This window comes from Caulobacter soli (assembly GCF_011045195.1).
Lineage (GTDB): Bacteria > Pseudomonadota > Alphaproteobacteria > Caulobacterales > Caulobacteraceae > Caulobacter > Caulobacter soli.
The window spans coordinates 289,282-313,488 of sequence record NZ_CP049200.1 but is presented as its reverse complement, the minus strand read 5'-3'; the positions used below and the strand labels follow the sequence as shown (position 1 = coordinate 313,488).

The following is a 24,207-nucleotide window of genomic DNA, read 5'->3' as shown; positions in this document are numbered from 1 at the left end:
TGCCCGACACCAAGAACCGCAGCCTCATCGACGAGGACTGACGGATCGGGAACTCGAGACCATCGCGGCTGCGACGGACGACGGCGCCCCCTACCTTGCAACAATTTAACTTTACCTGTTGTATATCTAATATATCGGTTGCGGCGATGAAAGCCCCAAGGCGGCGGCGCAAGCCAGGAGGAGCGTGAGTGGACAACAGGCATGCCAGGCGATCGGCTTGCGCGCCGCTGACGGCGAGCGCCGAATTTGCTCGACTTCGCCTTTCCCTGATCGGCCTCGTCTTGGCGCTGGGCTTTCCGCTTCTTCCCCTGTCGCGCTGGGAGGATGAGTTTCGCGACGTCGCGCACCTGGTGGGCTACGAACTCATTTGGTGGGCCGTGGTCGCAGGGCTGGCGCTCCATGTCGCGCAGGTCGAGCGCCGTCCGTTGGACTCAATCGGTCTGCGGCCTCTCCGACCTTTTGACTATGTCTGCGCCCTTGGCGCGGCGGCCGTGATGATGGCCGGTTTGCCGCTCTTCTATCTCGTCCTCTTCCATCCCGCCGGCACACAGGAAGGCGCGGCGATCTCCAATCTCGCCTCGACGCCGCTTTGGTGGCGCCTCGCCTCCGTCGTGCGCGCGGCGACGGCGGAGGAGCTCCTGTTTCGAGGCTATGGATTCGAGCGCCTAAAAGACTTCTCGGGAAGCGCCACAGCCGCCCTCGTGACATGGGCGGCGTTCACGATCGCCCATGTCGGCGCCTGGGGCTGGGCCCATCTTGTCGTCGCCGGATTCGGCGGCGCGGTGCTCACCGCGCTCTATGTCTGGCGCCGAAACCTTACGGCCAACATTCTGGCGCACCTGATCGTGGATGGGTGCGCCGTTCTCTTCGTCTAACGGCCGCGCTGGCCTTGGAGAAGGCCGCCGCCGCGTGTCGCCGTCAGCGCAATCGATCGCACATGATGTTCAATGACCTTTGGAGTGAGAGATCCATGAAAGCTCCCTGCGCCGCATTCGCGCTCCTTGTCTCGCTTTCAGCATCGCAGGCCTGGGCCCAGGAGCGCTATGACGGGCCGATCATCGACACCCATGCCCATGTTCGCTTTGGCGAGGATGACGTCGTCATGCCGGGCCAGCCCGTGGGCGCAGAGACGATCCTGGGCCTGGACGCGCAGGCCGGCGTCCGCGTCAGCGGCCTCATCGTCGTGGCCAGGGCAGCGCAACTGGCCAAGACCCGGTCGCAAAACGATGCGGTGATCGCCGCCGCCGCGGCCAGCCAGGACCGGCTCTTTCCCATCGCTTCGGTCCACCCCGCTGACGGAGAGGCCGCGCTTGCCGAAATCGATAGGGTCGCCGCGCGAGGGGTTAAGGTGATCAAGCTCCACCCCAACACTCAGAACTTCGATGTCGGCGATCCAGCGGTGACCGCTGTGGTCACTCGCTGCAGCGAGCGCGGCCTTGTCGTGCTTTTCGACTCCTATAAGCCTTGGGACGCCAGCGAGATGGGCAAGTTCCTGCTGCTGGCCGCGGCCAACCCGAAAGCCAAACTCATCCTGGCGCATATGGGTCTGGCGGAGTTTCGCGAGACCATCACCTTCGCCAAGCTTCGCAAGCTTGGCGTTGGCGAGAGCGTCTATTTCGATCTGTCCGCCATCGCCACGACCTACGCCAACTCTCCGGTGGGCCCCGAACTGGTTTGGACCATTCGACAGATCGGCGTGAACCACTTCCTGTTCGGCTCTGATTGGCCCGTCGACACGCCAGCCGAGGCCGCGCAGGCCGTCCGTGATCTTGGCTTCACGCCACAAGAACAGGCCCGGATCTTCCACGACAACGCCGCCGCTCTGCTGGGCTTGCCTTAGCGTGGCGTCCGTGTCCGGAACACCGCCCATCGCGCCGTAGCTTTTACGGGCCGCCCAGGGTTCCGACATTGCGCGCCCTGGGCATTTGGCCTTAGTTCAAGCCCGATGGTTACGGAAAAAGCGCCCCCGCGCCGCTACGACAATCGCTCGCGCGCCGCCGCCGTCGAGGAAAGCCGTCAGCAGGTGATCGTTGCGGCGGCGGCTTTCCTGCGCGCCGAGCCGGTCGCGTCCTTCACGCTCGACGCCGTGGCCAAGGCCGCGGGTCTGACCCGCCTGACCCTCTACAACCAGTTTGGCTCTCGTCGGGCCCTGCTCAAGGCCGTGTTCGATCGCCTGGCGCTAGAAGGCGGTCTGAAGGATCTGCCCCAAGCGGTGATCAGCGGTCCCCCGCGCGAGGCCCTGCGTACGATCATCGGCGTGTTTTGTGATTTCTGGGGCGGCGATCCCGCCGTGAGCCGTCTGAATGAGGCAATCGCGCTTGACCCCGATCTAGACCGGGAACTGGCCGCGCGCAACGAGCTGCGCCGGAGCATGCTCGACGCCGTTATCGGTCGCATGGATCTGTCCGGCGCGCCGCACGGCGTCCGAGCCCAGACCGTCGACCTGCTGTTTGCGATGACCAGCTACACCTTCTACAGGCAGCTGAAGAACGGTCCGGCGGGCGCTGATCCCAAGCGGCTGATTTCTGAAACCGCCGAGGCTGAGGTTGAACGCATGCTGGCGGCGCGGGCGGGCTAATCGGCGCCTTGGCTGGATTGGCCGCCGCGGCGGCTATGACAGGCGCAAGAGCCGTCAGCGGCGTCGGGCTCATATGCATGCCGATTAGCCGCAGGCCCGCCGTCGGCAGGCAGGCCTCGGCGATCGAGCGGTCGATCTCGAGCAGGGCTTCTGGATAGAGCAGCGCGCCGTCCCGCCCCAGCGGCTGCACCATCTCCGCGGTGTGAAGGAGCCGCGCCTGGGCCAGATAGGTCATCAGCATCGGCTGCTCGCCATAGCGCACCGGCAAGATCAGCAGCCCATTGCGCCCGGACCCGAGGCGCATGGGTCCCGAGATCGAGCGCAGCGGCGCCTTGGCCCGATGTTGGCTGAGATGATCGGGCGCCAGGGCATGGGGCGCGGTCAACACGGCTCGTAGGACCGGCAGATTGCGGTCTTGGCCATAGATCGGAATGCCTCGGGCGGCGTACTCTCGGATCCCCGCCACATGCCAGTAGAACGGCGTCGAGGTGATCAACGCCTTGACGGGCAGACCGGGGAACCGGCGCGCCGCCTCTTCCAGAACCTGGCGTGAATAGCCCGATGAGATCGGCGCATCGAGGATCACCACCCCGTCATCCTGGGCGACCAGCGTCGTGTACCAAGCGCCCGGGATCTGAACGACGCCGGGCGCGATTTCCTCGATGCTCCTTTTGGGATCAGGTCCGCCCGGCAGGGGCCGGGTCAGCGCCAGTTTGTCGAGGTCCAGCTTTTGCGCGGGCTCCAGTTTGGGGAGGCTCTCCATGACCACCCTGTCTTCGGGCGCGTCAATTCTCGGCGAAGATCTCAGGACGACCCTGTAGGGCCGATCATTGCGATAGACATCGGTCTGCAGCGGCGCGCGCAGTCCGGCGCTCAGATCATAGGCCATGAACTCCGAGCGCTCGACGATGTCGCCAAAGCTCTTCAACGCCACCACATCGGTCGAGCCCTCGTCGAAACTGACCATGGCTTCGGTCGCCGTCGGCAAGCCCAGGCGTTCATCGACATAGATTCGCACCGGCCAGCGACCGTGATGGAACGCCACGACATGCTGGCGCGCCTGATGGCGCATGACGTCCGGCTCTTGCTTGAGGTCCGCGGCGGCGCGGGCGAGCAGAAGGGCCCGCAGCGGATCCTGGATTTCCCAAGCCGGCGGCGGGGGCAACGCCAAGACGACTGTTTGCCCGGCGGCGCCAGCCAGCCAGGCTTGGACCTGGCTGGCGAGCACCGTGCGGCCTGGCGCCCGATCGGGCGTCGCCACCTGCGTCCTGGCTTGATAGTCGTCGACGACGAAGGCCGTCGAAAACCCCTTCACCATGAAGGGCGGACCAAGATGATCGTTCTGGAAATGATCGAAGGTCAGGCTCTCGACCTTGGCGCCGACGGTGCGGATCGCCCGCGGGTCTCGGCCAAAGCCCATGGCGTCAAGCGTGGTCTCGACCAGCCGCAGCGCCGCCGGATCGTTGAGGGCGCTTGCCGCCCTCGGCGCGGCCAATAGTCCGAAGGCGAGAACGACCGCTCCCCCTTTGGCCAGCTCGGCTGATCGTCTCACGACCGCGCGATCTTCTGGTCCGCGCCTGGAGAGAACCCGTAAGGCCAACCTCGCCAATCGACCAAATCCGACGCGCCATCGACGCGGCCCAGACCTTTGATCAGCGAAAGCGCCCATCCTCTTTTCCCCACGATGCTCGGAATGCGCGGCGGAAAGCCAACGCGCCAAGGGTTGGGCTCAGCTATTATATTTACATAATGTAAAGTCAAATTGGCGACGACCGCCGTCGGTCGAAGCAACCGGCGGCGCCGGCGTTGCGCGCAATCCGTCGCGGATTTGCGCTCAGATCACATATCGGCGGGAGTCCGTCCTTGGGTTGGCGTCAGCTCCGCTCCAAGATTTCGGCTCCTCGGTCGGAGCCTTCGACAGCCGCGCGCGGGGCCGCCGAAGCCGCCCTTGACATTGACACTAGCGAGAAGGCGCTACGAGCGCTCCCGAAGGAAGATGACCATGAAAATACAGGAGGCGGCCGATCATCTCGGCGTCAGCACGCGGACGCTGCGGCACTACGAGGCTGAAGGCCTGATCGCTCCGCGTCGTGCGGCGAACGGTTACCGGACCTATTCACCGCCGGAGATCGAGAAAGCCGAATGGGTGCGCGACTTCATCGCTTCCGGCTTCTCGACCCGCGAACTTCGCAAGCTGCTGGCGGCGCTGGAGGATGGTTCCGGCGCGCCACCCGTCGATTGCGCGATCCTGATGCGGCGAAAGCTCGAACAGATCGATCGCATCATGGCGGCGCTCGGCGAACGGCGCGACGCCTTGGCCGGCCGCCTGGAGCGATGGGAACAGGAACCCAGCCCGCACGCGAAGACCCCCGCCCCGGACATCATCGACAATCAGCGCCCGGCGCGCTTCAACCGTGAGGACCAGCCACATGACGTCAGGGGATGAAACATCGACGATTGTCGACAAGGCGGCGATCCGCCAGTTGCTCGACCTCTATCATGCGGCGATCAACTTCCGAGACTGGACCCTGCTGCCGCAAGTCTTCTTACCCGACGCGACGTGGTTCGCGCCCGAGCCAATCGGCCTGCGGTTTGAAGGTCTCGCCGCCATCGAAGAAGGGTTCCGGGCGAGCGTCGGGCGTCAGGAAATCCTCGCCCAGACCAGTTCCGGAGTCGTCGTTGATCTGGACGACCAGAACGGGGCGTCGGTCCGCTCGACGCTCATGGAAGTCGGCCAGGAGCCGGCCAAGGCGCCTTGGTCCGCCATCGTCGCGTTCGACGATAAGGTCGTTCGCACCGCCGACGGCTGGCGCATTGCCTCCAGGATCGTCCGCCTGCGCCATATTTTCAGCTTTCCCGTCCCGGAGATCACGACAGGCGCCTGAATCCCCGGTCCGCCATCATCACAGTCTCGATCGGCCGACACGGCGCCGCGGCGACGTTTTGGCGATGGCCTGTGCGTTGACGCGAAATCCCCCATATGGGAAATATTCCCGTATGTGGCCGCCAACGAACCCTGCGCATGAAAATCATCGCCGCTGACCTTGATGATGCGCGCGTGATCGCCCTGCTGGAGCATCACGTGGCGACCGCTGCGGCCGAGACCGCGCGCGGCAGCGCTCATGCCCTCAACCCCTCTGGATTGAAGTCGCTGGACATCGAGGTTTGGGCGGCCTGGGCCGGGGAGCGTTTGCTGGGCCTTGGCGCCTTGAAAGGCATTTCGCCGGACCACGGCGAAATCAAGTCCATGCATGTCGCTCAGGTCGAGCGAGGCCGTGGGGTCGGCGGCGCCATCCTACGTCATATCATCCAGGCCGCACGACACAGGAACATGCGGCGCCTGAGTCTGGAAACGGGCTCGTGGCCCTTCTTCGAACCCGCGCGCGCCCTCTATCGGCGGCACGGCTTTGGCGAAACCAACCCGTTCGGAGACTATGTGGAAGACCCCAACAGCGTCTTCATGACCTTAGTGCTCGAGCCTGCCTCAATGGTTTCGAGGTGAGCAAGCCGACGGGCGGTTCGGCCGCCCTTCCGCCCGAACCACCGAGCATGGACGAGCAGATCGGCCGTCGCCTGCGGTCTCTTCGCGTCGAGCGCGGCTGGTCTCTGGAGGAGTTGGCGATATCGAGCGGCGTCAGTCGCGGCACGCTTTCACGGTTGGAGAACGCAGAAGTCAGCGCCACCACCAGCGCCCTGGCCAAACTCTGCCGTGTCTACGACCTAACGATGTCGCGCCTGATGCTGATGATCGAAGATGACTTCGCGCCCCTCGTGCCGGCGGACGCTCAGAACGTCTGGACCGACAGCGCCCATGGCTTCGTCCGCCGCGGGGTCTCGCCACCGGCCAAAACGCTTTCAGGCGAAATAATCCGCTGCACGATCGCGCCCAACCAGACGATCACCTACGATCAGGCGCCGCGTCCGGGCCAGGAACATCACCTCTACGTCCTGCAGGGCGCGTTGACGGTCACCATTGGCGAACAAGCCTACGGCCTGCTGACAGGCGATTGTCTTCGCTACCAGCTATGGGAGAAGACCTGCTTTGAGACCGGCGGCCTGGGCGTCGAATATTTGGTCTTCTTGATTTGACGTCACTGACCGCGCAGCGCCTTCATGCCGTTCTGGCTCAAAGTCCCGTTCCGCGCGGCCGGAGAGATTGCGCCCCTAACGGGTCGCCCCTCCGCTGACGCGCCGCCCTTCGTCGCTTTCGACGCCTAGCCCGCGCGGGCCGACGCGACGGTCCCCCGGCATTCGCCAAAGCCGATCGTCACAAAGCCTTCGGCTTGGGCCTTGGCGGTCATGACGACCTCGTCGCCGTCCGACAGGAAAGCCCGCGTTTCCCCCGTCGGCAACGTGATCGGAGCTTGGCCGCCGCGGGTGATCTCCAAAAGGCAACCCAGGCTGTCGGACGTCGGCCCGGAGATGGTGCCGGTGCCCAGGAGATCGCCGCTTCGCAGATCACACCCCCCCAGGGTGTGGTGGGCGATCATCTGGGCGGCGGTCCAGTACATGTTGCTGGCGTCAGCCCGGCTGAGCAGGTGCGCAGGCAAGCCTGCTTGGCGCATCGCCGCCGACGACAGCTCCACCACCAGCTCGATGGCGAAGGCTCCCGCGGTCTGGTCGGCGCTGTCGAAGAGATAGGGCAGCGGCGACGGCTCGCCCTCCGAGCGCGGCGGCTGGGCGGTCCGGAACGGCGCCAGAGCCTCCGCCGTCACGATCCAGGGCGAGATCGAGGTCTGAAAGTTCTTGGCCAGGAACGGTCCCAGCGGCTGGGCTTCCCAAGCCTGGGCGTCGCGCGCCGACCAGTCATTGAGCAGGCACAAGCCGGCGATATGCCCGCCGGCCTGCGCGATCGGAATCGGGGCGCCCAACGCGCTCCCCTCGCCGATCCAGACGCCGATCTCCATTTCGTAGTCGAGTCCGCGGCTGGGCCCCACGGCCGGGCCGCCCGAGCCGCCGCGCTGGATCGTCGGACGCACGACGGCCTGGCCGCTGGGCCGGATGGACGAGGCTCGACCGTGATAGGCGATAGGCATCCAGCGATAGTTGGGCGGAAGCGGGTCGTCGGGACGAAAGAGACGGCCGGCGTTCGTCGCATGATGGATGCCGGTGTAGAAATCGGTGTAGTCGCCGATCCGGGCCGGCAGGCGCATGCGGCTGTCGCCGGCCGCATGAAGGTGGGGCTCGACATCGGCGCGATGGGCGGCGCGTGACAGCAATGACGAGATCGCGCGACGCAGCTCCAGACGCGTCGCGGCCGGGGCGGCGAGCAGCCGGTTGAGGCGGGGCTCGGCCAACAGGTCCCGCGCCTGGATCGGCAGCAGGTGGCCCACGCTCGTCAGATCCAGGATCGCCTCGCCGATCGCCACGCCGATGCGCTCTGGGCCGCCTGAAGGGGCGAACACGCCATAGGGCAGGTTCTGGATCGGGAAGTGTTGATGACCGGCGGCGCTCGCGACCCAGGATGTCAGGTCCGGAGCGTGGGTTTCATCGATGACGACAGACAAGATAACGTCCTTTTGGGTTTACGGGGCCGGGCGGTGGAACGGCTTGGGCGCCATCGGCCAAGGGCCGGCGGCGGGGATGGGCGCGGCGAGGCTGCGCGGGAATGCGCCACGGTCCAAAACTCGCCAGGAACACCAACAAAAGCATGACCCCTGTAGGCGGCTTGGATCCACTCCAGCGCCGGGTCGATCCGTGAGTCCCCTCTCCCGATGCGCGCTGCAAAGCCAGGGTGTCGGGGGCGCAACCCACGATCAAATTGATGCGGTCACTTGATACTATAAGGCCGATGAATACGTCCGCCGACTTCGGGTGCGGCGAAACGTTTGGCCGCCCGATGTCGCCGCTCGGGCGTCCGTGGACTGGCGACGAAACGCTTGGCGCGCGGCGCCGCGAAGGATGGACCGGGCTCCAAAAATTTCACAGGCCAGGGAGCGTTGACCGGCCCGCCCGCGACCTCGACGCGCTCGACGAAGGGCAACCGCGAGGTTGCGCGCACGCCCAGGCCTCAGGCCACGCCTTTATGGTGTGGACTGACGATTTCCACCTTGGGTACCTTAAATTTCTCCCCAACAATGCCGCAAAAACACACACTTAGAAAATTACGTCGCGGATCCTTCATCCCGATACACAACTGTATTGACATAACGGCATTACGCCACGAGGCTGCTCCGACACCTATTTCGCCGCGAGCCCGGAGGCATCTCGCCTCCCGGTCTTCGCGGTCAAGAAGCTAGGGCGGAGGAGGGATTTTCGTGGTCAACCAACCTAATAAGCCAATGCTGGCGATGCTGCTTTTCGGCTCCAGCATGTTCATCGCGCCGCAGGCGTTGGCGCAGTCGGCGCAACCCACGGCGCCGCCCGCGGCAAACGACGAGCAGACCGTCGCCGAACTGGTGGTCACCGCCAGCAAGCGTGAGGAAAAATTGCGCGACGTGCCGTCGGCCGTGACGACCCTCTCGGCCGACGCCATCAAGGCTCAGGGCGTTCGCGATTTCCGCGACTACGCCCCCCTGGTGCCAGGCCTAAGCCAGCGCTCGCTGGGCGCGCCGGGGATTGGAACCGTGATCCTGCGAGGCCTCAACACCGGTCCGCAACAGACGACCAATACGACGGCCTTCTACGTCGACGAAGCGACCTACACGCCCAGCGGCTTCAGCTCCGTCGCCTCGTTCTCCACCCCCTCGCCCGACCTCGTGGACGTCGAGCGCATGGAGGTGATGAAAGGCCCGCAAGGCACGCTCTACGGGGCCAGCAGCCTCGGCGGTCTGATCCGGGTCGTCACCAAGCGGCCTGATCTGACCCAGTATTCGGGCATGGCCCAGGTCGAAGGGGTCGCGATCGCCCATGGCGCTGAAGGCTCGAGCGTCCGCGGCGCGGTCAATATTCCCTTGGTGCAGGACAAGCTGGCGATCCGCGCCTCGGCCTATTATCGGGACGCTCCCGGCTGGATCGACAACGTCCAGGGCGGCAAGGACATCAACGGCTCCTTGATCCGTGGGGCACGCCTCGCTCTGCGCGCGCAGCCCACCGACAGATTCACCTTTGACGCCAGCGCCTTCTACCAATCCATCAAGAACGACGGGGTCGCCTCGCAACTCAACGTGATGGACACCGCTCGTCCCGCCCTGGGCGAGTACAAGGAGAGCTTCCTTCCCGGTTCGGGAAGCAGCGAAATCACCTATCGCACCGTCGCCGGCACGGCGAATTACGAGACCGATGTGGGCGCGATCGTCGCGACGGGGAGTTTCGTCGACTCCAGTGCCACCGTTCATACCGACTATTCCACCACCTACGGGCCATTGCTGCTGGGCGTCCTGACGTCTCCGCCCTTCGGACTTCCGTTGACGAACATGCAGGTGTTGGGGACCGTGGCGCCCGCTACCAAGAAATCGACAGCGGAGCTGCGTTTCGTCTCGAAGCGCCTTGGCGCGATCGAGTTCGTCGCCGGCGGCTTCTATACGTCCGAGAAGTCCGTCTACGGCACTCTCCTGGAAACCAATGACCCGACGGGCGCGCCGCTGCCCAAACCTTTGGACATATTCCTCAAGAACAGCCTGTTCAGCACCTACAAGGAATACGCGGCGTTCGGCAACTTCACCTACTATCTGACCGACGATCTCGACATCACCGGCGGCGTTCGCTGGTCGCACAACGACCAGACCAACTTCCAACCGGTCGGGATCGCGTTTTTCGCGCCGAAATCCGAAACGCACGCCGAGTTCAGCGACTCGGCCACCACCTATCTGGCGACGATCCGCTATCGTCCCACCTCGGCCATCAGCCTCTATGCTCGGGCGGCCAGCGGCTATCGTCCGGGCGGCCCTCAGAACGACAGCGGCGGCCCCCTGCCCCCCGGCGCCCAGACGACGATCCGGCCCGATACGGTCTGGAACTATGAGGCCGGGATGAAGGGGAATTTCCTGGACGGCCGGCTGAGCGCCAGCCTCGCGGCCTTCCGCATCGACTGGAAGGACATCCAGCTCAACTCGCTCTTCGGCGGCCTGCTCTTCCAAGCCAACGCCGGCAGGGCCAAGGTCGACGGGGTGGAGCTGGAAGTGGCCGCCCGTCCCCTTCGCGACCTTACGATCGGGTTCAACGGCGGCTACACCAACGCCCGCATCAGCCAGATCGATCCGGCGGCCGCCATATCGGTCGGCGCTGCCGCCGGCGACCCTCTGCCGCTCACGGCCAAGTGGACCGCCGCGGCCTTCGCCGATCAGAACATCCCGTTGACCGGCGACGTCACCGGCACCGTCGGCGCCACGCTTCGTTACCGATCGGAGATGCCCAGCAGCTACCCGGGCGCCTTCCTTAATCCCAATGTGCGTCTTCCGGAGTATGCCACCCTTGACCTGCGCGCCGGCGTGAACTTCTCACGCTACGTCGTTCAACTCCGCGTCGAGAACGTCTTCGACAAGCTTACCTACGACACCATCGTAACCAACAAGGTCTCGCCGGCCCTGCCGGCCCCGACCACGGCCTATGTCGGCCGGCCTCGCACCTTCGTCCTGTCCGTCACCGCGAACTTCTGATCGGGGACTGGAACACCCGTTGCAAGACCCATCGGCCAGGCTGTCTCAGCCTGGCCGTCCGGGTTCAGGCGGCGGCGCGACATCCGCCAACCCCTTCGGCCCCGGCCGCGGCTTTGAAGGCGGATGCGTCAGGACAGGCCCACAGTTCACAACGCGGAGCTCAAGCGATGATCACGCAGAAGACGATCCAGGAAGCACAGAAGCTCATCGGCCTCGACATTCCGCCGGCCGCGCAGGAGCGGCTTGTGCCAATGCTCGAAGCCCAGCTGGCCGGCCTGACGGCTTTTCGCGCGCTTCCCCTGGATCAACACGCTCAACCCGCTTGTCGGTTCGACCCGCGCCTTCCGGGCCGCGACTTCCCCGTCCAGGCCGATCACGTCCGGCTCAAGCAAGACCCTGCGCCAGCCCTGCCGCTCAGCGACCAGGACATCGCCTTCGCGCCGGTCGTCCACCTCTCTCACTGGCTGGCGGGGGGTCAGATCACTAGTCGCCGGCTAACCGAAATCTATCTGGATCGTATTGCTCGGCTCGACGGCCTGCTGGCCTCCTACATCACGGTCACGTCCGACCTGGCCCTGGGCCAGGCCGACGCCTGCGACGCCGAGTTGGCCCAAGGACGCCGCCGCGGCCCCCTGCACGGGGTGCCGTATGGCATAAAGGACGTGTTCGACACCGAAGGCGTCCCGACGAGCTGGGGTTCGGCGCTGTTTCGCGACAGGGTTTCGACGAGCGACGCAACCATCGTGACCATGCTGCGCGACGCAGGAGCCGTGCTTCTTGGCAAGCTGGGAACCGGCGAACTCGCCAATGGCTCGGCCTGGTATGGGGGCGACGTCATGAATCCGTGGAATCGCGAGGAAGCCGCTGGAGGCTCCAGCTCCGGTTCGGCCGCGGCCGTGGCCGCCGGTCTTTGCGGCTTCGCGATCGGCACCGACCATCTGGGCTCGATCCTGAATCCCGCGGACCGCTGCGGGGTTGTGGGACTGCGCGCGACCTTCGGTCGAATTCCAAGCAAGGGCGACATGCCCATGGCGCCCTCGCTCGCTCGCATTGGTCCGCTGTGCCGCCGGGTGGAAGACGCCGCTCTGGTCCTGGCGGCGATCAAGGGACCCGACCCATCGTCGTTGACCAGTTTCGACCATGGTTTCGCCTACGACGCCGACATCGATCTGTCGGGGATCAAGATCGGCTATTCGCCGGACTGGTTCCAACGGATCGGGTACGCGCCGGAGGCGGCCACGCCGGTGATGGCGGGTCATCTGCAGGGGCTTGAAGCGATGCGCGCCCTTGGCGCGGAGCTTGTGGAGGTGGTCCTCCCTGAATTTCCCTACATGCTGCTGGCCGCCATATGCTTTGTGGAGTCGGCGGCGGTGCTGGAGGATCTGGTTCTCGACGGTGAGGGCGCGCTGATCTCCGGATGGCCCGACCTTTGGCGCCAGGCTCGCCTGACCTCGGCCGTGGACTATGTCCAGTTGGACCGCCTTCGCCACCAGCTGATGTCGGCTATGGATCGATTGTTCGCTCAGGTCGACCTGTTGTTCGCGCCGGCCTACGGCAACTTCAATCTCTTGCTGGCGACCAACCTCACGGGACATCCGGGCCTGACCTTGCGCACGGGCTTTGGCGAAATCGCCACCCGATCGCTGTATGGTCAGCCCCTGGATCCCCAAGGGCCAAAGCACAGGGTCACCGCCAACCTGACCCTGCATGGTCGCCTGTTCGAAGAGGGCAAGATTCTGGCCGTGGCCCGCGCCCTCGAAGACCAACTCGACGTCTGGGCCGAACGCCCGCCCGGCTTCTAGACCGGCAAGGCCCCAGACGAGTCGGCGGCGTCGTTGGGAGCCGCCCAGCCGATCGTCGCGCCGACGGACGGGCGGCGACGGCGCGGCTTTCGTGACCATGCAGACAGGATTGGCGACGCCGTGTCGCGCGGAGCCGATGAGCGTGAGGCAATCAGATCGGCGATCCCCGGGGAGGGGATCTTCGGCTGGGTTGAGAAAGGCGAAGCGCTCGAGGTCGCCCGTCGGCACGGCCGGATCAGCCGTGCATGTCTTGGAGCGTCAGTCCTGTCTGATCTGAGTGAAGGTCGAGCGACGATTTCTGGCCTTGGCCGCCGCCAGGACCAGGTAGGGGCGAACGATATCGGGGGTCGCCGTGGTCAGGCGGACGCAGGTCACGCCCCGCCGTCCCGCTCCGCCCGCCTGGGGTGAGAAGACCGTTGGGACGGCCAGGATGGCCTTGGCCTGATGACCGGGCAAAAGCCGCAGGACCGCGAACGCCGGGTCCGGGGCGCCCACCGTCGCGAAGACGGTCTGGCCGATCAGGAATTCAACGGCGCCCAGACGGACCGCTGTGCGAGCCCCCTCGATGCCCAAGGCCAGTTGGCGAAAGTCGTCGGCGATCATGGCGGCTCTGGAAGACGGGGACCTAGCTTGGATGCCACACCGTCCGCGCCTTTCCAAGATACGCCAACCCGCTGCGTCGAACGGGGTCCGCTCCGGGGCGGCGTGGCGCGGTTGGACGCGCGGACGATAGGCGCCTCAGCGCCTCTGAGCGGCCTTGGGCCAGCCGATCGTTTCACCCGGTCGCCGCGCCGTGCAACGGACGGGCCAATGGGCCGTCACGGCCATATCCCGTCGCTTCAGGTCGTCGCGCAGGAACGATCTCTGCTTTCCGCGCGACCACGCCCTGTCTCAGCCCGCATGCATCACGAAGCTCTTTTCCATATCCTCGACGATCGCCCACGTCCCTTTGAAGCCGGGCTCAAGGACGAAGGCATCGCCGGCGTTGAGTTCGTACTGACGCCCGGACTCGTGCGTTATGAGGCACTTGCCCTTGATGAGATGGCAAAATTCCCACACATCATAGTTTATGGCGTAGACCCCTGCGGTGCATTTGAACGTTCCGGCATAGATCTTCTTCTCTTCGTCAGAATATGATCTTTTTGACTGAGCTTGCGGTTGCCCCGAAAGAACGGTCCACACCGGAGGAGGAGATGTCCGAGTTTCGACATCTGTTTCACGAAACGAGCAAAAGCGATCTTCAAGCATTGTTATCTCTCGTTATATTGCTTCGTATTGGCGATAAGGCCTAATCAGGCTCCCGCCCCTAGAACGTCACCACCGTCCGGATGCTCTCGCCCGCGTGCATCAGGTCGAAGGCCTCGTTGATGCGCTCCAGCGGCAGGACGTGGGTGATCATCGGATCGATCTGGATCTTGCCGTCCATGTACCAGTCGACGATCTTCGGGGTGTCGGTGCGGCCGCGCGCGCCGCCGAAGGCCGTGCCCTTCCAGACCCGGCCGGTGACCAGCTGGAACGGCCGCGTGGCGATCTCTTTCCCCGCCTCGGCCACGCCGATGATGATGCTCTCGCCCCAGCCGCGATGGCAGGCCTCCAGCGCCTGGCGCATGACCGTGGTGTTGCCGGTGGCGTCGAAGGTGTAGTCCGCCCCGCCGTCGGTCAGGGCCACCAGATGGGCGACCAGATCGCCGTCGATGGTCTTGGGATTGACGAAGTGAGTCATGCCGAACTTACGGCCCCACTCCTCACGGTCGGGATTGAGATCGACGCCGACGATCATGTTGGCGCCGACCAGCTTCAGACCCTGGATGACGTTCAGGCCGATGCCGCCCAGGCCGAACACGATGGCGTTGGCGCCCGGCTCGACCTTGGCGGTGTTGACCACCGCGCCGACGCCCGTCGTCACGCCGCAGCCGCAGTAGCAGGCGGTCTTGAACGGCGCGTCCTTGCGGATCCGGGCCACGGCGATCTCGGGCAGCACGGTGTAGTTCGAGAAGGTCGAGCAGCCCATGTAGTGGTGGATGGTCTGCCCCTTGTAGGAAAAGCGGCTGGTGCCGTCCGGCATCAGCCCCTTGCCCTGGGTGGCGCGGATGGCCGTGCAGAGGTTGGTCTTGCCGCTGAGGCAGCTTTTGCACTGGCGGCATTCGGGCGTGTAGAGCGGGATCACGTGGTCGCCGACCGCCAGGCTGGTGACGCCCGGCCCGACCTCGACCACCACGCCCGCGCCCTCGTGGCCCAGGATCGAGGGGAACAGGCCCTCCGAGTCCAGGCCGTCCAGCGTGTAGGCGTCGGTGTGGCAGACGCCCGTGGCCTTGATCTCGATCAGCACTTCGCCGGCCTTGGGACCTTCCAGGTCGACCTCGACGATCTCCAGCGGCTGCTTGGCGGCGAAGGCGACGGCGGCGCGGGTCTTCATGGCGAGATCTCCGGATTTCGGGGCGTCCCCGTCGTACGCCGCGGCCGACCGCGCGATAATCCCGGCGCTTGCAAAACATTATTGCCTCACCGGGATAATCGTCGCATCACCGCCCCATGAGCCGATGGGACGGGATCGACGAGTTCGTGGCGGTGGCCGAGGCCGAGAGCTTCAGCCGCGCCGCCGCCCGCCTGAACCTGTCGACCTCGGGCGTCAGCCGCGAGGTGGCGCGGCTGGAGGACCGGCTGCAGACCCGCCTGCTCTACCGCACCACCCGCCGGGTCAGCCTGACCGACGCCGGGCGCCTGTTCCTGGCCCGCTGCCGCGCCCTGATCCAGGAGCGCGACCTGGCCATGCAGCTGCTCGGCGAGGACGAGGGCGAGCTGAAAGGCCAGCTGCGGATGACCTGCTCGGTAGCCTATGGCGAGCGCTACGTGGTCCCGGCCGTCAACGCCTTCGCCCTGGCCCATCCACGCCTGTCGCTGCACATCGAACTGGACGACATCGTCCGCGATCTGGTGGCCGACGGCTTCGACCTGGCCATTCGTTTCGGCCGGCTGGGCGACAGTCGTCTGATCGCCCGCCGCCTGGCCTCGCGCACCCGCCGCCTCTGCGCCGCGCCGGCCTATCTGGCCAAGGCCGGAGCGCCCGAGAACCTGGCGGCCATCGCCGACCACGCCTGCGTCGTCGGGGCCAGCGAGACCTGGACCTTCAGCGACGCCGGCGGCGAGACGACCATCCGCCCAAGCGGCCGTTGGCGCTGCAACAGCGGCCAGGCGGTGCTGGACGCCGCCATCGCCGGGCTCGGGCTATGCCAGCTGCCGAACTTCTATGTCGACGGCCCAATCGCGGCCGGAACCCTGGTTCCGTTGCTCGAGCAGCACCGCCCAGCGGATGAGGGGGTGTGGGCCGTCTATCCCCATCTTCGCCACCTGCCGGCCAAAGTGCGGTTGCTGGCCGAACATCTGGAGGCGGCCCTGCGCTGACCGATAAACCGCTGACTTGACAGGCGTGCGTGGATTATCGTCTCCAGCGTCCCGTCGGCGACGGGCTCAGACGGCCTCGGCGATCAAAGTGCGTCGGCGAGGGCCCGACGAGCCGGCGGCAAGGCCAGCTCCGCGGCCAGGATCTCGTCGCTGATGGTGTTGCGGCCCACCAACAGACTGCAGCCGATCTGGTCGAGCAGATAGGCGCCCGACGATCCCGACCACCAGCGCTCCAGCAAGGATTTGCGCCGATGGCCCACCACGACGAGGTCGACCGAGACTTCCTGGGCGAATTTTCGGATTTCGACGGAGGGATCGCCCGAGATGATCTTCGCTGTCGGATCCAGGCCCATCTGCCGCAGGCGGGCAACGCCTTCGTCGAACACCGCCTGCGACTGTTGGCGAAGTTCATGGATGACGCCGGGCTGAGCGGCCTCGGCCACTTGGACGCCGCCGCCTTCGACCACAACGCACAACAAAAAGACCCGCGCGCCGCACCGTCGCGCCAGCAGCGCGCCCTCGCGCAGCGCCCTGCGCCCCTCTATCGATCCGTCATAGGCCAGCAAAATCCGACTATACACGTATCCCTCCAGGTCTTGCCCTTGCGCGGCGATCCGAGCATGACCGGCTTTGCGGCGTTGTACAGTCCTGTATTGGCGTTCGCGCAAGCGCATCCGGCAAGGAGAAGACAAGGATGGGACTTCAGGACCTACGAACGGCGGCGAGGGCTCGATGATCGTTCGCGACCGCCCCGGCCTGCTGGGGATCGCCCTGGCCCTGCATGGATCGATCGTGCCCAAGATCGTCGGCCGGCTGGCGGTGCTGGCGGTCATCTCGATCGGCGCGGTGCTGCTGGGACAGCACGCGCCGGGTCCGATGCGGCTGCTGGGCGCGGCGCCCTTCACCCTGATCGGCCTGGCCCTGTCGATCTTCATGAGTTTTCGCAACAGCGCCTGCTACGATCGTTGGTGGGAAGCGCGCAAGCTGTGGGGCGAGTTGATCATCGCCACGCGCAGTTTCGCCCGCCAGACCGATCGCCTGAAGGCCAGCGAGCGCGAGCCCCTGCTGCTTGGCCTCTGCGGCTTCGCCCATGGTCTGGCCGCGCGCCTGCGTGATCGGGACGAGGCCGCCGCTATCAGAACTTGGCGGCCTGGTCAGGACGAACAGGCCTCGCCCAACCCGACCGATACGGTCCTGTCCGAAGTCGGCGCGGCCTGCGCGCGGCTCGTCGCCCGCCGGCGGATCAGCGCAATCCACTATTCGGTTCTCGAGGCGCGCCTGACCGAACTGAGCCACGTTCAGGCCGGCTGCGAGCGGATCAAGTCGACGCCCACGCCCTTCGCCTACTGGCTGCTGCTCCACAGAACCGCCCACCTGTTCTGCCTCCTGCTGCCCTTCGCCCTGGCTCAAAGTCTGGGCTGGTGGACGCCGTTGCTCGTGGTGTTCATCGCCTATGCGTTCTTCGGTCTGGACGCCTTGGGGGACGAACTGGAGGACCCGTTCGGCGAGGACGACAACGACCTGCCGTTGGACGCCATGGTGCGCACGATCGAACGGGAGGTGTTGTTCTCGCTCGGACGCGCGGACCTGCCCGCGCCCTTGAGGCCCAGTCGGTATCGCTTGACCTGACGATCACCATCGCATCGGAGCTGACAATCGGCAGGGCCGCGGCTTTCGTCCAGGCGGTTCGGCGCAGGCGCACGCCGCTCCCGATTGGCGCCGGCCGGAGAAGGCCGAAAGTCCGCCCGAACATCGCCCGCCGGCCGCGCGGCGATCGCTGGCCCGGTGAACGCGGCGGGTCTAGGCCACGAACGGGAACGGCGACAACGACTTGCTGTTTTCCTCGACCAGCAGGGTGCGGTTGATCGGGGCGGCCGCCCGCTGCGGACAGGCCGGACGCTCGCAGATCCGGCAGGACGGACCGATCTCCACGGCCAGCGGCGTGGCGATGTCCAGGCCCCGGGCATAGACCAGCTTGTTGGCGTATTTCAGCTCGCAGCCCAGGCCGATGACCAGTTCGTCCTCCAACCCCGCCTGCAGGCCCGACACCCGGCGCACCGTGCGCGACAGGGTGAAGTAGCGCTCGCCGTCGGGGGTCTCGATGACCTGGGTGACCACCCGCCCGGGGGTCTTGAAGCTGTCGTGGACGTTCCAGCGCGGACAGGTGCCGCCAAACCGCGAGAACGGGAAAGCTCCCGCCGCGAAGCGCTTGGAGATGTTGCCCGCCGCATCGAGCCGCACCATGAAGAACGGCACGCCCCGAGCGCCCGACCGGCCAAGGGTGGTCAGACGCTGGGCGGCCTGCTCGTAGCTGACGCCGAACCGCGAGCGCACCCGCTCGATATCGTAACCGCTGGTCTCCAGGGCCGCGTGAAAGAGCTCGTAGGGCATCATCACCGCGGCGGCCAGGTAGTTGGCCAGGAACACCTTGAGCAGCTGGCGCGTGGCGCGGTCGGGGGCCTTGAAGCGGTCGGTCAGGGTGGTCAGGGTCTCGCCGAACTCCAGCAGCCCAAGCTGATAGGCCATGGCGAACAGCCGGCTGGCCGGCGCCAGGGTTTCGGAGATCATCAGCCGCTTGCGATGGTGGTCGTAGCGACGCAGCGAGGCGGTCATCACCTCGACCGGCATGATCCGGACCTGCACGCCACAGTTCGTCAGCAGGCGCTCGCGCAGGGCCGGGCCCAGGTCCTGGGGATCGGCCTTCAGGGCCGCGACGATGGTTTCGGCGCAAGTCTCCAGCTCGGCGAAGTAGTTGCGCTGGGCCCCGACCAGGTCGCGCACCCAGTCGGTGGGATGGGCGGCCCCGCCCTGAGGGCCGGCGCTCCCGTCGGCGCGCTCGAACGCGCCCAGGTCGACCAACCGGCCGCGATCCAGATAGGCCCGATAGAGCCGCACGATGGCCTCGGCCATGGCCGGCGAGGTCTCGGCGACTTCGATGGCCTCATGGCGGCCCACGCCCAGGTCAGCGAACATCTTGTCGGCCAGCACCTCCTCCAGGCCCGCGCCGCCGCCCGGGTCGTCGGCCGACAGGCTGCGCAAGTCCAGGTCGTAGGCGTCGGCCAGGCGCAGCAGGATCTGGGCGGTGACCGGGCGCTGGTTGCGCTCCAGCAGGTTCAGATAGCTGGCCGAAATGCCCAGTTGCTCGGCCATCTGGCTCTGATTGACCGACAGGTCGCGTCGCAGGCGCTTGAGCCGGCCGCCGAGAAAAAGCTTCTTGTCCGAGATCCCCATTCGGTCAATCTGTCACAACTTTACAAGAATTACAAAGTCTGCCTGTGACAATTCAGCTTCAATAGGTTCGCCTCGTTCCAGCGACCGGGGCTAGGTCGCTCCCAACGCATTTCCGGTTCGCCCCCCCCCTCACATCGCCGCATCGGCGGGAAGGCGGCGAACAGCTTTTGGGACCGCCAAGATGACGCGCAAGACCTACGCCCAACACCGCCAAGAATTGCTGGCCCGCTATCCGCAAGGCGTGACGCCGGGCGGCGTCGGCATCGACGACATCATCCAGCTGAAGCTGCAGAACACCTTCTCGACCCACCTGGACATCGCCCGCGACATGGCCGGCGTCATGCGCGCCGACATGGCCGCCTATGACGCCGACAGCGCCCAGTTCACCCAGTCGCTGGGTTGCTGGTCGGGCTTCCACGCCCAGCAGATGATCAAGTCGGTCAAGCGCCTACGCGGCACCACCAAGGGCGCCTACGTCTATCTGTCGGGCTGGATGGTCGCGGGCCTTCGCAACCGCTTCGGCCACCTGCCCGACCAGTCGATGCACGAGAAGACCTCGGTCGTCGACCTGATCGAGGAGATCTACGTCTCGCTGCGCCAGGCCGACGAGGTGGCGATCAACGACCTGTTCAAGGTCCTGACGACCGCCCGTGACGCCGGCGACAAGGCGGCCGAGGCCGCCGCGATCGCCGCCATCGACGGCTTCGAGACCCACGTCGTGCCGATCATCGCCGACATCGACGCGGGCTTCGGCAACGAGAACGCCACCTACATCCTGGCCAAGGAAATGATCAAGGCCGGCGCCTGCTGCCTGCAGATCGAAAACCAGGTCTCCGACGCCAAGCAGTGCGGCCACCAGGACGGCAAGGTCACCGTGCCGCGCGAGGACTTCATCGAGAAGCTGCGCGCCTGCCGCCTGGCCTTCGAGGAACTGGGCGTCGACGAGGGCGTCATCGTCGCCCGCACCGACAGCCTGGGCGCGGGCCTGACCCAGAAGGTGCCGGTCAGCCAGGAGCCGGGCGACCTGGCCAGCGACTACATCAAGTGGCTGAAGACCGAGGCGATCACCGAGAGCAACCCAATCCTGCCGGGCGAACTGGCGATCTATAAGGACGGCCAGTTCGAAAAGCCGGTGCGCATGCCCAACGGCCTGTTCGCCTTCCAGGACGGCACCGGCCGGGCCCGCGTCATCGAGGACTGCATCGCATCCTTGACCCAGGGCGGCGCCGACCTGCTGTGGATCGAGACCGACACCCCCAACGTCGACGAGATCGCCAGCATGGTCTCGGAGATCCGCAAGGTCGTTCCCGACGCCAAGCTGACCTACAACAACTCCCCGTCGTTCAACTGGACCCTGAACCTGCGCAAGCAGGTCCGCGACCAGTGGATCGCCGAGGGCAAGATCCACAAGGACAGCTATCCCGAAGGCGCGGCCCTGATGTCGGCCGAATACGACGCCAGCGACCTGGGGCGCGAGACCGACGCTCGCCTGGCGGCCTTCCAGGCCGACATCGCGGCCCGGGCCGGGGTGTTCCACAACCTGATCACCCTGCCGACCTTCCACCTGACCGCCAAGAGCATGGACGAGCTGTCGCGCGGCTACTTCGGTCCCGACCGGATGAAGGCCTACGTCAACACCGTCCAGCGCGAGGAAATCCGCCGCGGCGTCTCGGCCGTCAAGCACCAGCACGAGGTCGGCTCGGACCTGGGCGACAGCTTCAAGATCATGGTCGCCGGCGAACGCGCCCTGACCGCCGGTGGTCACGCCAACACCATGAACCAGTTCGCCGCCGAGTAGCGACGGCGAGCCCCAGCGCCCTCCTCCCACCCCCGTGGAGGGGGGCGCACCCCGCCAACCGATCGAGGATCATCCGATGTCCGCCACGCAATTTGCTCCCGCCGCCATGCCGAACGCCTCCGCCGAACAACGCGCGGTCGATCGGGTGGCCGAGGCCGCTCACCGCTTGAACGAAGCCGTGCAGCGGGCCATCGCGGCCGGCTATTCGGTCGAACTGGTGCGCACTTCGCGCCACCACGACGGCGCGGGCAACTGGGGCGACCAGATCGTCCCGACCGTTCGTCCTAACGGCGCCGCCAAGAGCGCCTGATCTAACACCACCTCGTCGACACCGCTTCCCGGCGCCGCGCCGGGGCGCCCCACAGAGCCCGCAGGACTTCCCATGCCCCTCGACATCGCCGCCAACATCCAGATCAACGGTCCTGTCGAGGGGCGCGCCGTAGAAGTCCTGACGCCCGAGGCCCTGGACTTCGTGGCCGACCTGCACCGCCGCTTCGACGCCCGTCGTCGCGAACTGCTGGCCGCCCGCGTCGCGCGCCAGGCCCGGTTCGACGCCGGCGACCTGCCCGACTTCCTGGCCGACACCGCCGACATCCGCGAGAACGACTGGACCGTCGCGCCGATCCCGGCCGACCTGCAGGACCGCCGCGTCGAGATCACCGGCCCCGTCGACCGCAAGATGATCATCAACGCCCTCAACTGCGGGGCCAAGGTGTTCATGGCCGACTTCGAGGACGCCACCTCGCCGACCTGGTCCAACCTGATCGAAGGCCAGGTCAATCTGAAGGATCGCTGGGCGGGCCAACTGGCCCACGTCGATCCCAAGTCCGGCAAGAGCTACGCGCTGGGAGAAAACCTGGCCGTCCTGAAAATCCGCCCGCGCGGCTGGCACCTGCCCGAGCGCCACATGGAGGTCGACGGCGAGGTCGTCAGCGGCGCGCTGTTCGACTTCGGGCTTTACCTGTTCCACAACGCCAAGGCCTCGCTGGACCAGGGTTCGGGTCCCTACTTCTACCTGCCCAAGCTGGAGAGCCACCTGGAGGCTCGCCTCTGGAACGACGTGTTCGTCCACGCTCAACAGGCGCTCGGCATCCCCAACGGCACGATCAAGGCCACGGTGCTGATCGAGACGATCCCCGCCGCCTTCGAGATGGACGAGATCATCTTCGAACTGAAGGACCACATGGCGGGCCTCAACTGCGGCCGCTGGGACTACATCTTCTCGTTCATCAAGCGCCTGGGCCGCCGCGCCGAATTCCTGACCCCGGACCGCTCGGCCATGGTGATGGGCAAGGCCTTCCTGGGCGCCTACTCGCTGAAGCTGATCCAAACCTGCCACCGTCGCGGCGCGTTCGCCATGGGCGGCATGGCCGCCCAGATCCCGATCAAGGGCGACGAGGCCGCCAACCAGGCCGCCTTCGCCAAGGTCCGCGCCGACAAGGAACGCGAGGCCGGGGCCGGCCACGACGGCACCTGGGTCGCCCACCCCGACCTGGTGCCGGTGGCCATGGAGGTCTTCAACCGCCTGATGCCCACGCCCAACCAGTTGGACAAGCGCCTGGCGGACCTGTCGATCACGCAGGCCCAGATGCTGGAGCTGCACGACGGCGTGCGCACCGAGGCCGGGGTTCGCGAGAACATCCGCGTCGGCGTGCGCTACACCCAGGCCTGGATCGAGGGTCGCGGCGCCGTGCCGCTCTACAATCTGATGGAAGACGCCGCGACCGCCGAGATCTGCCGCACCCAGCTGTGGCAATGGATCCGCCTGAACGCGGCTCTCGACGATGGTCGCGACATGACTTCGGAGCTGTTCGTGAGCCTGCTGACCGAGGAGATGACCGACCTGCGCCGCGACTTCCCCTCGCCCCGCCTGGAAGAGGCCGCCCTGCTGTTCTCGCGCATGGTGCTGTCCGACACGCTGGAAGAGTTTCTGACCCTTCCCGCCTACGCCTTGCTCTGACCACGAGCCAAAGCTTGGGACCTGATCGGCGCTCGCGGCGCCGATCGGATCTCCAGGACGGCGTGACGCCCCCGGCTCCTCTAGGGACACGGGGGATACGGGGGCGTTACGTCAAGTCCGGCGCCTTTTCGGCGCCCCTGCCCCGTGATCGCCCCTGGAACAGGAGCCGATGAGCCTGCTCCACGGGCAGAAAACGACGCATTCCAACCAAGCGCGGCGGCTCTGGTCACGACGAAGATGGTTCGGAACATGGCGTCGATCCGGAAGCCCGCTCCGTCTATTGACCAGGAAATGGAAGTTCTCAGGGAAGACTGGCGATATTTCGCCATGAAGATTCCAACATGCCTCTGAAGCTTGACTGAAACTTTTAATATTGATTTCTCGCCCACGAGTTGAGCTTTGGCTTCGAGATGTTACCTATGGAGCGTTGGACTCGCCGATCATCCCGCTGACTAGAGTGAAAGATGGTGTGCCGCGTGAGAACGGTTAGTGCCGAAACTAGGGTATTCTAGATGGGTAGGAGTGCGGCCGTGTCTCCGCTTGCATGGGAGCCGGTTTTTGAGCGTAAACATCCTAAGCCCGAGGCAAAGGCAGTGCCTGAGCCTGGCCTGTCGTGGCCTCACCTCGTCACAAATCGCCGTCGAACTTGGCCTTTCGCGACGCACGGTCGATCAGTACTTTCTCGACGCCTTTAGACGGCTTGGCGCCCGTAACCGCGCTCAAGCCGTCGCCGAGGCCTTGAGACGCGGCGAGATCGTCCAAGACGTCGAGCCGCCCGACGATCGAGACAGTTCGTTCGAGCCGGACCGGATCGATCGCCCCCCCGCGCTCGCGCGTCACGCGAGCGGCCCTTGCCGAGCTCAAGACTGTTGATCCGGAAGGATCGTCGACCGAATTTC

The 24,207-nt window shown here is 66.0% G+C and carries 21 protein-coding genes; 15 read left to right on the top strand and 6 right to left on the bottom strand.

Annotation, left to right across the window (positions count from 1 at the left end; all coding sequences use genetic code 11):
• Positions 1 to 188 precede the first annotated feature (188 nt).
• The 7 genes from G3M62_RS25890 (at position 189) to G3M62_RS25860 (ending at position 6,667) form a co-directional block, all read left to right on the top strand.
• On the top strand, positions 189 to 875 hold the full coding sequence (locus G3M62_RS25890) for a CPBP family intramembrane glutamic endopeptidase (RefSeq protein ID WP_165191688.1): 687 nt from the start codon (positions 189 to 191) through the stop codon (positions 873 to 875).
• 95 nt (positions 876 to 970) lie between these two features.
• A complete protein-coding gene (locus G3M62_RS25885; protein WP_165191687.1) occupies positions 971 to 1,840 on the top strand; it encodes an amidohydrolase family protein in 870 nt (289 codons plus the stop codon).
• A 183-nt stretch (positions 1,841 to 2,023) separates the two neighbouring features.
• A complete protein-coding gene (locus G3M62_RS25880; protein ID WP_165191686.1) occupies positions 2,024 to 2,578 on the top strand; it encodes a TetR/AcrR family transcriptional regulator in 555 nt (184 codons plus the stop codon).
• A gap of 2,002 nt (positions 2,579 to 4,580) precedes the next feature.
• Complete coding sequence (locus tag G3M62_RS25875) at positions 4,581 to 5,024, top strand: MerR family transcriptional regulator (RefSeq protein WP_165191685.1); 444 nt, start codon at positions 4,581 to 4,583, stop codon at positions 5,022 to 5,024.
• Positions 5,008 to 5,463: a nuclear transport factor 2 family protein gene (locus G3M62_RS25870; protein ID WP_165191684.1), complete on the top strand. Its 456-nt coding sequence runs from the start codon at positions 5,008 to 5,010 to the stop codon at positions 5,461 to 5,463. The genes G3M62_RS25875 and G3M62_RS25870 overlap by 17 nt, the downstream gene beginning before the upstream one ends.
• A 137-nt stretch (positions 5,464 to 5,600) precedes the next feature.
• Positions 5,601 to 6,080 carry a GNAT family N-acetyltransferase gene (locus G3M62_RS25865; RefSeq protein WP_165191683.1) on the top strand — a complete coding sequence of 160 codons (480 nt, stop codon included), beginning with the start codon at positions 5,601 to 5,603 and terminating at the stop codon, positions 6,078 to 6,080.
• A gap of 47 nt (positions 6,081 to 6,127) precedes the next feature.
• Positions 6,128 to 6,667: a helix-turn-helix domain-containing protein gene (locus G3M62_RS25860; protein ID WP_165191682.1), complete on the top strand. Its 540-nt coding sequence runs from the start codon at positions 6,128 to 6,130 to the stop codon at positions 6,665 to 6,667.
• A 125-nt stretch (positions 6,668 to 6,792) separates the two neighbouring features.
• Here G3M62_RS25860 and fahA read toward each other — a convergent pair whose 3' ends face one another.
• Entirely contained in the window at positions 6,793 to 8,085 is a 1,293-nt protein-coding gene (gene fahA, locus G3M62_RS25855; RefSeq protein ID WP_246263640.1) for a fumarylacetoacetase, read from the bottom strand.
• A gap of 750 nt (positions 8,086 to 8,835) precedes the next feature.
• Between fahA and G3M62_RS25850 the strand changes: the two genes are divergently transcribed.
• Positions 8,836 to 11,115 carry a TonB-dependent receptor gene (locus G3M62_RS25850; protein ID WP_165191681.1) on the top strand — a complete coding sequence of 760 codons (2,280 nt, stop codon included), beginning with the start codon at positions 8,836 to 8,838 and terminating at the stop codon, positions 11,113 to 11,115.
• Positions 11,116 to 11,282: 167 nt separating this feature from the next.
• Entirely contained in the window at positions 11,283 to 12,917 is a 1,635-nt protein-coding gene (locus tag G3M62_RS25845) for an amidase (RefSeq protein WP_165191680.1), read from the top strand.
• Positions 12,918 to 13,175: 258 nt separating this feature from the next.
• On the opposite strand, the gene G3M62_RS25840 is transcribed toward G3M62_RS25845, so the two are convergent.
• The 3 genes from G3M62_RS25840 to G3M62_RS25830 form a co-directional block, all read right to left on the bottom strand.
• Entirely contained in the window at positions 13,176 to 13,520 is a 345-nt protein-coding gene (locus G3M62_RS25840) for a hypothetical protein (protein ID WP_165191679.1), read from the bottom strand.
• A gap of 288 nt (positions 13,521 to 13,808) precedes the next feature.
• Entirely contained in the window at positions 13,809 to 14,165 is a 357-nt protein-coding gene (locus G3M62_RS25835) for a cupin domain-containing protein (protein WP_165191678.1), read from the bottom strand.
• 58 nt (positions 14,166 to 14,223) lie between these two features.
• The gene (locus tag G3M62_RS25830; RefSeq protein ID WP_165191677.1) at positions 14,224 to 15,333 is read right to left on the bottom strand and encodes an S-(hydroxymethyl)glutathione dehydrogenase/class III alcohol dehydrogenase; all 1,110 of its coding nucleotides are present in this window, start codon (positions 15,331 to 15,333) and stop codon (positions 14,224 to 14,226) included.
• Between the two features lie 116 nt (positions 15,334 to 15,449).
• On the opposite strand from G3M62_RS25830, the gene G3M62_RS25825 reads away from it, so the two are divergent.
• Positions 15,450 to 16,319 carry a LysR family transcriptional regulator gene (locus G3M62_RS25825; RefSeq protein WP_165191676.1) on the top strand — a complete coding sequence of 290 codons (870 nt, stop codon included), beginning with the start codon at positions 15,450 to 15,452 and terminating at the stop codon, positions 16,317 to 16,319.
• Between the two features lie 83 nt (positions 16,320 to 16,402).
• Here the strand turns inward: G3M62_RS25825 and G3M62_RS25820 are convergent, their stop codons facing one another.
• Entirely contained in the window at positions 16,403 to 16,885 is a 483-nt protein-coding gene (locus tag G3M62_RS25820; protein ID WP_246263639.1) for a universal stress protein, read from the bottom strand.
• A 166-nt stretch (positions 16,886 to 17,051) separates the two neighbouring features.
• On the opposite strand from G3M62_RS25820, the gene G3M62_RS25815 reads away from it, so the two are divergent.
• Positions 17,052 to 17,948, top strand: a complete 897-nt coding sequence (locus G3M62_RS25815) for a bestrophin family protein (RefSeq protein ID WP_165191675.1) — start codon at positions 17,052 to 17,054, stop codon at positions 17,946 to 17,948.
• A 171-nt stretch (positions 17,949 to 18,119) separates the two neighbouring features.
• Here the strand turns inward: G3M62_RS25815 and G3M62_RS25810 are convergent, their stop codons facing one another.
• A complete protein-coding gene (locus tag G3M62_RS25810; protein WP_165191674.1) occupies positions 18,120 to 19,550 on the bottom strand; it encodes a helix-turn-helix domain-containing protein in 1,431 nt (476 codons plus the stop codon).
• A 181-nt stretch (positions 19,551 to 19,731) separates the two neighbouring features.
• Here G3M62_RS25810 and G3M62_RS25805 point away from each other — a divergent pair, with 181 nt between their 5' ends.
• From G3M62_RS25805 to G3M62_RS25790, 4 genes are all read left to right on the top strand, one after another.
• Entirely contained in the window at positions 19,732 to 21,348 is a 1,617-nt protein-coding gene (locus G3M62_RS25805) for an isocitrate lyase (protein WP_165191673.1), read from the top strand.
• Between the two features lie 76 nt (positions 21,349 to 21,424).
• Positions 21,425 to 21,658: a hypothetical protein gene (locus G3M62_RS25800; protein WP_425483867.1), complete on the top strand. Its 234-nt coding sequence runs from the start codon at positions 21,425 to 21,427 to the stop codon at positions 21,656 to 21,658.
• Positions 21,659 to 21,730: 72 nt separating this feature from the next.
• Positions 21,731 to 23,308 carry a malate synthase A gene (aceB, locus tag G3M62_RS25795; protein ID WP_165191672.1) on the top strand — a complete coding sequence of 526 codons (1,578 nt, stop codon included), beginning with the start codon at positions 21,731 to 21,733 and terminating at the stop codon, positions 23,306 to 23,308.
• Positions 23,309 to 23,797: 489 nt separating this feature from the next.
• Complete coding sequence (locus G3M62_RS25790; RefSeq protein WP_343037667.1) at positions 23,798 to 24,181, top strand: helix-turn-helix domain-containing protein; 384 nt, start codon at positions 23,798 to 23,800, stop codon at positions 24,179 to 24,181.
• The last annotated feature ends 26 nt before the right edge of the window (positions 24,182 to 24,207 follow it).

Bases quoted from the DNA above. Each gene is read 5' to 3' on its own strand.
- G3M62_RS25885 (WP_165191687.1), top strand. From the start codon at position 971: ATGAAAGCTCCCTGCGCCGCATTCGCGCTCCTTGTCTCGCTTTCAGCA.
- G3M62_RS25875 (WP_165191685.1), top strand. From the start codon at position 4,581: ATGAAAATACAGGAGGCGGCCGATCATCTCGGCGTCAGCACGCGGACG.
- G3M62_RS25870 (WP_165191684.1), top strand. From the start codon at position 5,008: ATGACGTCAGGGGATGAAACATCGACGATTGTCGACAAGGCGGCGATC.
- G3M62_RS25865 (WP_165191683.1), top strand. From the start codon at position 5,601: ATGAAAATCATCGCCGCTGACCTTGATGATGCGCGCGTGATCGCCCTG.
- G3M62_RS25860 (WP_165191682.1), top strand. From the start codon at position 6,128: ATGGACGAGCAGATCGGCCGTCGCCTGCGGTCTCTTCGCGTCGAGCGC.
- G3M62_RS25845 (WP_165191680.1), top strand. From the start codon at position 11,283: ATGATCACGCAGAAGACGATCCAGGAAGCACAGAAGCTCATCGGCCTC.
- G3M62_RS25840 (WP_165191679.1), bottom strand. From the start codon at position 13,520: ATGATCGCCGACGACTTTCGCCAACTGGCCTTGGGCATCGAGGGGGCT.
- G3M62_RS25835 (WP_165191678.1), bottom strand. From the start codon at position 14,165: ATGCTTGAAGATCGCTTTTGCTCGTTTCGTGAAACAGATGTCGAAACT.
- G3M62_RS25830 (WP_165191677.1), bottom strand. From the start codon at position 15,333: ATGAAGACCCGCGCCGCCGTCGCCTTCGCCGCCAAGCAGCCGCTGGAG.
- G3M62_RS25825 (WP_165191676.1), top strand. From the start codon at position 15,450: ATGAGCCGATGGGACGGGATCGACGAGTTCGTGGCGGTGGCCGAGGCC.
- G3M62_RS25815 (WP_165191675.1), top strand. From the start codon at position 17,052: ATGATCGTTCGCGACCGCCCCGGCCTGCTGGGGATCGCCCTGGCCCTG.
- G3M62_RS25810 (WP_165191674.1), bottom strand. From the start codon at position 19,550: ATGGGGATCTCGGACAAGAAGCTTTTTCTCGGCGGCCGGCTCAAGCGC.
- G3M62_RS25805 (WP_165191673.1), top strand. From the start codon at position 19,732: ATGACGCGCAAGACCTACGCCCAACACCGCCAAGAATTGCTGGCCCGC.
- G3M62_RS25800 (WP_425483867.1), top strand. From the start codon at position 21,425: ATGTCCGCCACGCAATTTGCTCCCGCCGCCATGCCGAACGCCTCCGCC.
- aceB (WP_165191672.1), top strand. From the start codon at position 21,731: ATGCCCCTCGACATCGCCGCCAACATCCAGATCAACGGTCCTGTCGAG.